This window comes from Streptomyces sp. WAC05292 (assembly GCF_003949955.1).
GTDB lineage: Bacteria > Actinomycetota > Actinomycetes > Streptomycetales > Streptomycetaceae > Streptomyces > Streptomyces globosus.
Genome location: NZ_RPSE01000221.1, coordinates 1 through 10,130, shown reverse-complemented (window position 1 = coordinate 10,130; position 10,130 = coordinate 1). Strand labels below are relative to the sequence as shown.

Below are 10,130 nucleotides of genomic sequence, written 5' to 3'. Positions count from 1 at the left end.
GCCCCCAGGGCCCTCTGATGGCTCCCCCGTCCCCGCGGTCGCCTCACCGCCCGGCGGCGGCTGTACGGCGCCCCGCGCGCCCGGGGCGGCTCCCTGGGGCTGTGCCCCGTCCGCCGTGCCGGCGAGGGACTGCGCGAAGAGGTCCTCCTGGGTGTAGTCCGCCAGCCCGCTGACCCCCACGCCCAGCAGCCGCACCCCGCCGGTGGTGTCCACCCCCTCCAGCAGGCGCGCCGCGGCCTCCCGCACCACGGCCGGGTCGTCGGTGGGACCGCGCAGCGTCTCGGAGCGCGTCAGCGTCGAGAAGTCGTAGCGGCGCACCTTGAGCACGATCGTCCGCCCGGAGTGCCCGGAGGCGCGCAGCCGCCCGACGCACCGGTCGGCGAGCCGCTGCACCTCCGTCCGGATCCGGACCCGGTCGTGCAGGTCGACGTCGAAGGTGTCCTCGACGGACACCGACTTGGCGTCGCGCTCGGCCACCACCGGCCGGTCGTCCAGCCCCAGGGCCATCCGGTACAGGCCGACCCCGTGCGCCCGCCCCACCAGCCGCACGAGCTCGTCCTCGCCGGCCTCCGCCAGCTCCCCGACCGTGGTGATCCCGGCCCGCCGCAGGTGCTCCCCCGTGGCCGGGCCGACCCCCGGCAGTGTGCGCACCGGCATCGGGGCCAGCAGCGCGCGCTCCGTCCCCGGCTCGATCAGCAGCAGCCCGTCCGGCTTGGCCTCCTCCGAGGCCACCTTCGCCAGCATCTTGGAGCCGGCCAGCCCCACCGATCCGCTGAGGCCCGTCGCGGCCTCGATGTCCGCGCGCAGCCGCTCCCCCGCCGCGCGCGCGGACGCGGCGTCCCAGGCGGTGCCGCCCGCCTCCAGGTCGACGAAGGCCTCGTCCAGGCTGAGCGGCTCCACCAGCGGCGACAGCTCCCGCAGCAGCGCCATGACGGTGTCGCTGACCGCCCGGTACAGGGTGAAGCGGGGCACGAGGTAGGCGCCGTTCGGGCACAGCCGCCTGGCCTGCGCGGTCGGCATGGCCGAGTGCACGCCGAAACGGCGCGCCTCGTAGGAGGCGGTGGCGACGACTCCGCGGGGGCCGAGCCCGCCGACGATCACGGCCTTCCCGCGCAGGCTGGGCTTCGACGCCTGCTCCACCGAGGCGTAGAAGGCGTCCATGTCCAGGTGGAGGATGGTCGGCGCGGATCTCACGGCCCCGATGCTGCCCTATGCCTCTGACAAAGGCGGCGGCCGGCGTGCGGCCGGTCAGCCCGCCCGGTTGCGGCGCGCGGCCAGCTCGTCCGCGGGGTTGTGGCCGACGACGGTCTCGCCGGTGTCGACCCGCTCTCCGTGCAGCTGGGACAGCGCCTTCTCCACGTCGTGCCAGACGACGCCCACGGCGATGCCGAAGATGCCCCGGCCGCCCTGGAGCAGGCTGACGACCTGCTCGGGCGAGGTGCACTCGTAGACGCTGGCGCCGTCGCTCATCAGCGTCACGCGCTCCAGGTCGGAGAAGCCGCGCTCCCGGAGGTGCTGCACGGCGTTGCGGATGTTCTGCAGGGCGACGCCCGTGTCCAGGAACCGCTTGACGATCTTGAGTACGACGACGTCGCGGAAGCTGTACAGGCGCTGCGTCCCGGACCCGTACGCGGGCCGCACCGTCGGCTCCACCAGCCCGGTGCGGGCCCAGTAGTCGAGCTGCCGGTAGGTGATCCCGGCCGCCGCGCAGGCGGTCGGACCGCGGTAGCCGACGACCTCGGCCGCCGGTGGCGGCGGCGCGGTGCCCGGCGTGGTCTCCGGCTGACGGTGAGCGGAGCCCGCCGCACTGCCGTGGAGCGGGTACGGCCCAGCGTCACTCCGTGCGGGGATGCCCCCGGTCGTACCGTCGCCCGTGATCCTCACGCCGACCCTCCGTCCTTGCCTGCCCCCTCGAAGGTAGGCAGTCGCCCGGGGTGCGTCAACGATCGCCACACTCGGCACGCCGAGTGATAATCACCCTGAGAGTGGTTTCCCGTGCCCCAAGGCCGGGAAAGGATGGCCGAATGGGCTGCCGGCTCCCCGATTCGCGGGGACCGCTTGTCAGTGCGGCCCGGTGCCGAAGTCCTCCGGCGAGATCTGGTCGAGGAACTCGCGGAACTTCTCCACCTCGTCCTCCTGCTCGTCCGGAATGGCGATTCCGGCGTCGTCGAGCACGCCGTCGCTGCCGAAGATCGGCGTACCGGTCCGCAGGGCCAGCGCTATCGCGTCGGACGGGCGGGCACTGACCTCCACCCCGCTGGCGAAGACCAGCTCCGCGTAGAAGACGCCCTCCCGCAGATCCGTGATCCGGACCTCGGTGAGCTCCTCACCGAGCGCCTCCAGCACGTCCTTGAACAGGTCGTGCGTCAGCGGACGGGCGGGGGCCATCCCCTGCTGCGCGAAGGCGATCGCGGTCGCCTCCCCCGGTCCGATCCAGATGGGGAGGTACCGGTCGCCTCCCACTTCACGCAGGAGCACGATCGGTTGGTTCGAGGGCATTTCCACCCGGACACCCACAACGTCGAGCTCGTTCACACAGCAACCCTAGGACCTGCCCGGCAGGTTTGGGTAGTCGGGCCCGTCCGGTCAGTGCAGCCGCACCCCGAGGGCGCTCTGCACCAAGGCCTCGTGGAGCCGTACGGACAGCCCCGCGAGCTCCCTCGCGGTGGCCTCCGCGTGCGCCCGGGTCTGCGGGTTGCGGTGGCGGCGCAGCGGTGCCACGAGCTGTTCCACCAGGCCCGCCTCCCGGTCCGCGGCGGCCTTCATGGCCCGCAGGTGCCTCGGCTCCAGCCCGAAGCGCCCCAGGTCGGCGAGCAGGCGGGCCACCGTGAGCGCATCCTGGTCGAAGCCGCCACCGGGGCCCTCGGCGAGCAGCCCGTACGCCTCCCAGGCGGCCAGCTGCTCCTCGTCCGCCTCGACGGCGGCGATCAGCTCGGCCCGCCCCACCCGGGCGGGCGCGGCAGGCTCTCCGCCGGGGCCGGCATCCGGCGGCGGGGAGGTGTCGGCGGACTCCCCGTGGGCCGTGGGTGCGGGGATGCGGACCCGGTCCCCGCGGTCGACGGCGTCCAGCTGCTCGCGGATGACCTTCAGCGGCAGGTAGTGGTCGCGCTGGAGACGCAGGACGCGGGCCAGCCGCTCCACGTCCGCGGTGCTGAACTTGCGGTATCCGGAGGGGGTGCGCCGGGGCTCCACGAGCCCCTCCGCCTCCAGGAAGCGGATCTTCGAGATGGTGACTTCGGGGAACTCGTCCCGCAGCATCGCGATCACCGCGCCGATGCTCACGAGCCGGTCGGCCTGGCCTGCGGAGCCGTTCGCGGCACCGCCTGTCGGAGTGCGCAGCATGGAACCTTCCCTGGGGATCCCCGGAGCGCCGTCCGGGGGCGGCGGGTGCCGGCCCGGACGGCGCCAGGGGGTGTCAGGCGCCCCGCAGGCTCGCGTAGAAGACCAGCCGGTACTTGCCGATCTGGACCTCGTCGCCGTTGTGCAGCGGCACCGAGTCGATGGGCTCGCGGTTGACGTACGTGCCGTTCAGGCTGCCGACGTCGGCGACGGTGAAACCGCCGTCCTGGCTCCTGCGGAACTCGACATGCCGCCGGGAGACCGTGACGTCGTCCAGGAAGATGTCGCTCTGCGGGTGCCTGCCCGCCGTGGTCAGCTCGCCGTCCAGCAGGAAGCGGCTCCCGGAGTTGGGGCCCCGCCGCACGATCAGCAGCGCGGAACCCGGGGGCAGCGCTTCCACCGCGGCCTGGGCCTCGGGGGACAGCGACGACGACACGTGCTGTTGTCCCGACACCTCGGCCTCGTAGGCCTCGAGGCCCGAGATCGAGATGGTGGACGTGGTCTCCGAGGCGCGCTCCGGCGTCAGACCCGCCCGCAGCGGCGCCCCGCAGTTGGAGCAGAACCGGCTGGCCGCATCGCTGCGGTGCCCGCACCTGCTGCAGACCTGCTCGGCCGGCATGGACGGCTCCTCGTGCCGCGGCTGCCCCGCGGAGGCGTTGGTGGCATACGGGTCGGGAGCAAACCCTCCACCCGTACTCGAGGTTGATGCGTCACCGAAACCTATGCGGGCGGTACCGGCAGGGTCAACAGACGACGCGCCGGGCGCGCCCGGAACGTCGCCCGCGCCGGCGACCTCGTCACGGAAGAGCGGCCGGTCCGCCGGCGCCGGCGCCTCCCCCCGGCCCGCGCGGTGCTGCGCCGCACCGTCTTCCTCGCGGTTCTTCTTTCCGAACAACTTCTCAAACAACTTCACGGGCGATTCCCCTTGAACGAAACAGACCCGCCCGTGGGGCAGGACGAACTCCGAATGCACACACCTGCCGACCCGGACATCCTCACAACGTCCGCAACCACCAGACAGTTTCCACCACGCACCACGACTTCGGTGCGTCGACCCCCCGCAGGCGGCAGCCCGCGTGAGCCGTCGGCCCCCCGTCCTGCATCACGACGATGACGACCGAGCGTAGTCAGGCTGCTTCGCAGCCCGCAAGGCATCCACAACGATCTTCGCCGACCGTGTGACGGCCACGGTGGCTTGTTCCTTTTCCAGCGTCTGCACGACCCCGCCCGGGATGTTGAGCGCCGGTTCCAGGTCCTGGGGCTTGCCGATGACCTTGAACTCGTAGGGTTGTGCGATCTTCCTACCGTCGATGGCGATCCCCCCGCCCTCGTCCGTGAAGTACGAGCCCGCGACGACCCGCACCCCGTTGATCTGGATCGCCTCGGCGCCGGCCGCCCGCAGCTCCTGGAGGGTGTCCAGCAGCTGGTCGGACTGCACCTGGCCCTTCGGGTCGGTGATCCGCAGGGTGATCCCCGGGCCCTGCGCCGCCACCGTACCGGCCAGGATGCCCAGTTGGCGCTCCTTCTCCACCGTCTGCCGACGCGCCTCCTCGGCCTGGTTGGAGCTGTTCTCGAGCTCGCGCCGCTGGTCCTCCAGCTGCTGCTTCTCGTCTTCCAGGCGCTGGGTCCGCCCGTCGAGCTCGTCGAGGATCCGGACGAGGTCCTCCTGGCGGGCGCCGCGCAGCGCACCGGAGTCGCTGTTGGAGCGCACCTGGATGGCCAGTCCGAGGCCGAGGACGAACAGCAGCAGGGCGACGATCAGTTGGGCCCGGCTGAACCGGGGCGGCCACAGTCCGGCCGCGAGCCGCTGCCGGCCCGTCCCGTCGGGGCCGGCGGACCGCCCGGCGCCGGCCGGCTGCGCGGGGGCCTCCGGCTGCGCGGGCGGGCCCGGCGGTACGGCGGCCGTCTCGCGGGGCTGCGGGGCCGGCTCGTCCTGCTTCGGCGGCAGGGGGGCCTTCGGCTCCTCGGGCGGGGTGTCGTCGGTGCTCATCGGCCTCACGCCCGGAACACGTGGCGGCGGATGGCCGCGGCGTTGGAGAAGATGCGGATGCCGAGGACGACGACCACGCCGGTGGACAGCTGCGAGCCGACGCCCAGCTTGTCGCCGAGGAAGACGATGAGCGCGGCGACGACCACGTTGGACAGGAACGACACGACGAAGACCTTGTCGTCGAAGATCCCGTCCAGCATCGCGCGGAGGCCGCCGAACACCGCGTCGAGCGCCGCGACGACGGCGATCGGCAGATACGGCTCGACGACGGCCGGCACTTCGGGCCGGACCAGCAGTCCGACCACCACTCCGGCCAGCAGGCCCAGTACCGCGATCACGATGCACCCTTCTTCGGCTCTTCTGCTGCTGTGGCTGTCCGTACGGTCAGGCTGGACGCGGCGGGCAGCCGTACCTCGTCCGCGGGGGACAGCGTGTACCGGATGCCGTAGCTCTCCTGGAGCACGCGCAGGTACTGGCCGTCCACGGAGTCCTGGAACGCGGTGGGGAGCCGCTTCTTGTCGCCGACCGCCAGCACCTCGTACGGCGGGACCAGCGGCCGGTTGTCGACCAGTATCGCGTCGCCGGCCGCGCGGATCGCGGACAGGGCGGTCAGCCGCTGCCCGTTGATGGAGACGGCTTCGGCTCCGGCCTGCCAGAGCCCGTTGACGATCCGCTGCATGTCGCGGTCCCGCAGCCGGCCGGTGTCGGAGAACCCGCTGTTCTCGCGCGGCTTGCCCCCGGCCGCGGAGGAGGATCCCTTGGCGTCGTCGACGGTGAGTCTGAGCCCGGGTCCGCGGACTTCGGTGGCGCCGGAGAGCAGGGCCGTCCGCTGCCCCTGGTCGCCGCCGTGCTGTTTGAGCGCCTCGCGCTGCCGTCCGGCGACGTCGCCGCGCAGGCGCTCGATGTCGCGTTCCAGGCCGTCGGCCCGGTCGTCCGCGCGGTGGACCCGGTCGATGAGCTCCTGGCGCTCCTTGGCGAGGACGGGCGCGGACATCTGGGTGCGGGCCGCGCCGAGCGTGAGGACCGCGGCCGTGAGCACGAGGCCGGCGGCCAGCACCAGCTTCGCCTTGGCGGTGCGGGGCAGCCCGGAGGTCCCGTCCGCCCGGCGCCGTGCGGCCGCCTCCGCGTAGCCCTCGTCGAGGCTGTGGTCCATCACGTGCGTCAGCAGCGACATGGACGCGTCCGGGCGCGCGGGCGGTACCGGCGCCGGTCCGCGGTGGGGGGGCGGCTGCGACATGCCGCTCATCGTCGCACGTCGGCGCCGCCGGTACCGAATGCGCCCGACGGGTGGACGCGCGGCCCGGCCCGCCGCGGCGGCGGTGCCGCTGCGGCGGGCCGGGCCGGTGGTCCGGGCCGGGTGGTCGGTCAGCGTCCGGCGCCGTCGACCACGTCCGCCCATTCGTCGAGCAGGGCCTGGGCGGAGGCGTCGTCGGGGCCTTCGGCCCACAGGTGCGTGACGGCTTCGGCCGGGTCGGGCAGGACGAGCGCCCACCTGCCGTCGGCCTCGACGACCCGCACGCCGTCGGTGGTGTCCACCTGGCGGTCTCCGGCCGCCTCGACGACGCGCCGCATGACGAGCCCCTTGACGGCCCAGGGGGTCGGCACGTCGCGCTTGAGGACGTGGGCTCGCGGTATCCGCGCGTCGATCTGGCTCAGGGTGAGCTGCGTGCGCGCGACCAGCCCGAGGAGCTGTACGAACGCGGCCGATCCGTCGAAGACGCTGCTGAACTCCGGGACGATGTACCCGCCCCGGCCGTCCCCGCCGAAGATCGTGTTCTCGGCGCGGCCGACGCGCGTCAGGTCGTCGGGCGACGTGGTCGTCCATTCGACCTGGGTGCCGTGGTAGGCGGCGACCTGTTCGGCGATGCGCGTGGTGGTGACGGGCAGCGCCACCTTGCCGCTGCGCTTCTCTGCGGCGACGAGGTCGAGGAGGACGAGCAGGGCCCGGTCGTCCTCGATGATCCGGCCGCGCTCGTCGACGAGGGAGATCCGCTCGCCGACGGGGTCGAAGCGGACGCCGAACGCGGCCCGGGCGGAGGCGACGATCTCGCCGAGCCGGACGAGGCCGGCCCTGCGGGATTCGGCGGTCTCCGTGGGCCGGGATTCGTCGAGGCCGGGGTTGATGGTGAGGGCGTCCACTTCGAGCCGGCCCAGGAGGCTGGGCAGGACGAGGCCGGCGCTGCCGTTGGAGGCGTCGACGACGACCTTGAGTCCGGAGTCGGCGATGCCGGTGGTGTCGACGCGCCGCAGCAGGGATCCGGTGTAGGAGTCGAAGATGCTGGAGGGGAACTGGAGGTCGCCGATCTCGCCGGGGAAGGCGCGCCGGTATTCCTGGCGGGCGAAGACCCGGTCGAGTTTGCGCTGCTGGGCCTGGGAGAGGTCGGCGCCGCGCTCGTCGAGGAACATGATGTCGACGGAGTCGGGGACGCCGGGCGAGGTCCGCAGCATGATGCCGCCGGCGCTGCCGCGGGCGGTCTGCTGTCGGGCGACGGGCAGCGGCACGTTCTCCAGGTCGCGGACGTCGATGGCGCTGGCCTGGAGGGCGGAGATCACTGCCCGTTTGAGCGCGCGGGCGCCGCGCGAGTGGTCACGGGCGGTGGTGACGATCGCGCCCTTCTTGAGGGTGGTCGCGTACGCGCCGGCGAGCCGGACGACGAGTTCGGGGGTGATCTCGACGTTGAGGATGCCGCTGACGCCGCGTGCTCCGAAGAGGTGGGCCTGGCCGCGGGACTCCCAGATGACGGAGGTGTTGACGAAGGCGCCGGCCTCGATCGTCTTGAAGGGGTAGACGCGGACGTTGCCCTGGACGATGGATTCCTCGCCGACGAGGCATTCGTCGCCGATGACGGCGCCGTCTTCGATGCGGGCCGCCCGCATGATGTCGGTGTTCTTGCCGACGACGCAGCCGCGCAGGTTGCTGTGGGGGCCGATGTAGACGTTGTCGTGGACGACGGCCTTGTGCAGGAAGGCGCCGCTCTTGACGACGACGTTGGATCCGACGACCGTGTGCTCGCGGATCTCGGCCCCGGCTTCGACCTTGGCGTAGTCGCCGATGTAGAGCGGGCCGCGCAGGACCGCGTCGGGGCTGACTTCGGCTCCTTCGGCAATCCACACGCCGGGGGAGATCTCGAAGCCGTCCATGTCGATCTGGACCTTGCCTTCGAGGACGTCGGCCTGGGCCTTGACGTAGCTCTCGTGGGTGCCGACGTCCTCCCAGTAGCCCTCGGCGACGTAGCCGTAGATGGGCCGGCCTTCCTTCATCAGCTGCGGGAAGACGTCGCCGGACCAGTCGACGGGGACGTCGGCCTCGACGTAGTCGAAGACCTCCGGCTCCATGACGTAGATGCCGGTGTTGACGGTGTCGGAGAACACCTGTCCCCAGGTCGGCTTCTCCAGGAAGCGCTCGACCTTTCCTTCCTCGTCGACGATGGTGATGCCGAATTCGAGGGGGTTGGGCACGCGGGTCAGGCACACCGTGACGAGTGCGCCTTTCTCCTTGTGGAAGCGGATGAGGTCGGTGAGGTCGAAGTCGGTGAGAGCGTCCCCGGAAATGACGAGGAATGCGTCGTCCTTCAGCGCCTCCTCGGCGTTCTTCACGCTGCCGGCGGTGCCGAGTGGCTTCTCCTCATTGGCATAGGTGAGCTCCATTCCGAGCTCTTCGCCGTCACCGAAGTAGTTCTTGACGAGCGACGCCAGGAACTGGACGGTGACCACGGTTTCGTTCAGCCCATGCCGCTTGAGCAGCCTGAGCACGTGCTCCATGATCGGCCGGTTGGCCACCGGCAGGAGCGGCTTCGGCATGCTCGAGGTCATCGGGCGAAGGCGTGTGCCTTCGCCGCCGGCCATCACGACGGCCTTCATGTCGGAAGGGTCCTCCTCGGGAGACGACGTTCCAACCGATCTCGTCCGTCCCGTACGGCTGCGTCGCGACCGTCCGCGTCGGCCCGCGCGGGAGGATTCAATCGGCCGTGGTGTCCGCCTTGACGAGCCGGCGGACCTGCACCACGTAAAGGATTCCTGCCCACCAATAGAGGGTTGTACCCCATCCGGCGAACGCCCATCCGAAAACTGCCCCCATCCAGGCCAACCAGCCCGTGCCGTCACTGAGGAGGAGGAGCGGGAAGGCGTACATGAGGTTGAACGTGGCGGCCTTGCCGAGGAAGTTGACCTGGGGCGGCGGATAGCCGTGTCGGCGCAGGACGCCGACCATCACGAGCAGCATGAGGTCGCGGGCCAGGAGGGCTCCGGTGAGCCACAGCGGCAGGATGTCCCGATAGGTCAGTCCGAAGAGCGTGGAGAGGATGTACAGGCGGTCGGCGGCGGGATCCAGGAGCCGGCCGAGGCTGCTGATCTGATTCCACCGGCGGGCGAGCTTCCCGTCGAGGTAGTCGGTGACCCCGCTCAGCATGAGGACGACCAGCGCCCACAGGTCGTACTCGGCCAGGATCAGCCAGAGGAACAGGGGCACGCCGGCGAGCCGAGCCATGCTCAGGATGTTCGGAATGGTGAAAATTCGGTCCGTCTGAACCCGAGTCTCCTGGACCTCCACCCGGGGGCCTCCACTGTTGCCGTTGAACGTACGAACGATGCCACCCGACCCTACAGGAGTCGGCACCGCCCGCTGAACGCAGGAAAGCCCCGCACCAGAGCTGGTGCGGGGCTTTCCCACAATGATTGTTCGGCGGCGTCCTACTCTCCCACAGGGTCCCCCCTGCAGTACCATCGGCGCTGAAAGGCTTAGCTTCCGGGTTCGGAATGTAACCGGGCGTTTCCCTAACGCTATGACCACCGAAACACTATG

General features: G+C 71.5%; 10 protein-coding genes and 1 rRNA gene. All 11 read right to left on the bottom strand.

Going from position 1 to position 10,130, the window contains the following annotated elements; translation table 11 throughout:
* Positions 1-1,194: DNA polymerase IV (locus EF903_RS21270; RefSeq protein ID WP_125545511.1), on the bottom strand; the 1,194-nt coding region annotated here is incomplete at its 3' end.
* A gap of 54 nt (positions 1,195-1,248) precedes the next feature.
* Positions 1,249-1,884, bottom strand: coding sequence for a MerR family transcriptional regulator (locus tag EF903_RS21265; protein ID WP_125545509.1), 636 nt, complete (start codon positions 1,882-1,884; stop codon positions 1,249-1,251).
* A gap of 177 nt (positions 1,885-2,061) precedes the next feature.
* On the bottom strand, positions 2,062-2,535 hold the full coding sequence (locus EF903_RS21260; RefSeq protein WP_114056665.1) for a bifunctional nuclease family protein: 474 nt from the start codon (positions 2,533-2,535) through the stop codon (positions 2,062-2,064).
* Positions 2,536-2,586: 51 nt separating this feature from the next.
* Positions 2,587-3,342: a MerR family transcriptional regulator gene (locus tag EF903_RS21255; RefSeq protein ID WP_125545507.1), complete on the bottom strand. Its 756-nt coding sequence runs from the start codon at positions 3,340-3,342 to the stop codon at positions 2,587-2,589.
* 73 nt (positions 3,343-3,415) lie between these two features.
* On the bottom strand, positions 3,416-4,360 hold the full coding sequence (locus EF903_RS35345; RefSeq protein ID WP_125545505.1) for an FHA domain-containing protein: 945 nt from the start codon (positions 4,358-4,360) through the stop codon (positions 3,416-3,418).
* An 81-nt stretch (positions 4,361-4,441) separates the two neighbouring features.
* Positions 4,442-5,329 carry a DUF881 domain-containing protein gene (locus EF903_RS21245; protein WP_125545503.1) on the bottom strand — a complete coding sequence of 296 codons (888 nt, stop codon included), beginning with the start codon at positions 5,327-5,329 and terminating at the stop codon, positions 4,442-4,444.
* A 5-nt stretch (positions 5,330-5,334) separates the two neighbouring features.
* The gene (locus EF903_RS21240; protein WP_114056669.1) at positions 5,335-5,667 is read right to left on the bottom strand and encodes a small basic family protein; all 333 of its coding nucleotides are present in this window, start codon (positions 5,665-5,667) and stop codon (positions 5,335-5,337) included.
* The gene (locus tag EF903_RS21235) at positions 5,664-6,575 is read right to left on the bottom strand and encodes a DUF881 domain-containing protein (RefSeq protein WP_125545502.1); all 912 of its coding nucleotides are present in this window, start codon (positions 6,573-6,575) and stop codon (positions 5,664-5,666) included. The genes EF903_RS21240 and EF903_RS21235 overlap by 4 nt, the downstream gene beginning before the upstream one ends.
* Before the next feature lie 119 nt (positions 6,576-6,694).
* Positions 6,695-9,190: a mannose-1-phosphate guanyltransferase gene (locus tag EF903_RS21230; protein ID WP_125545501.1), complete on the bottom strand. Its 2,496-nt coding sequence runs from the start codon at positions 9,188-9,190 to the stop codon at positions 6,695-6,697.
* 97 nt (positions 9,191-9,287) lie between these two features.
* On the bottom strand, positions 9,288-9,878 hold the full coding sequence (locus EF903_RS21225; protein ID WP_114056672.1) for a CDP-alcohol phosphatidyltransferase family protein: 591 nt from the start codon (positions 9,876-9,878) through the stop codon (positions 9,288-9,290).
* 127 nt (positions 9,879-10,005) lie between these two features.
* Positions 10,006-10,122, bottom strand: a 5S ribosomal RNA gene (gene rrf / locus EF903_RS21220).
* Between the last annotated feature and the right edge of the window lie 8 nt (positions 10,123-10,130).

What these genes read in the sequence shown, in the direction of transcription:
- EF903_RS21255 (WP_125545507.1), bottom strand. Translation starts at nt 3,342, where the DNA reads ATGCTGCGCACTCCGACAGGCGGTGCCGCGAACGGCTCCGCAGGCCAG.
- EF903_RS21245 (WP_125545503.1), bottom strand. Translation starts at nt 5,329, where the DNA reads ATGAGCACCGACGACACCCCGCCCGAGGAGCCGAAGGCCCCCCTGCCG.
- EF903_RS21235 (WP_125545502.1), bottom strand. Translation starts at nt 6,575, where the DNA reads ATGAGCGGCATGTCGCAGCCGCCCCCCCACCGCGGACCGGCGCCGGTA.
- EF903_RS21230 (WP_125545501.1), bottom strand. Translation starts at nt 9,190, where the DNA reads ATGAAGGCCGTCGTGATGGCCGGCGGCGAAGGCACACGCCTTCGCCCG.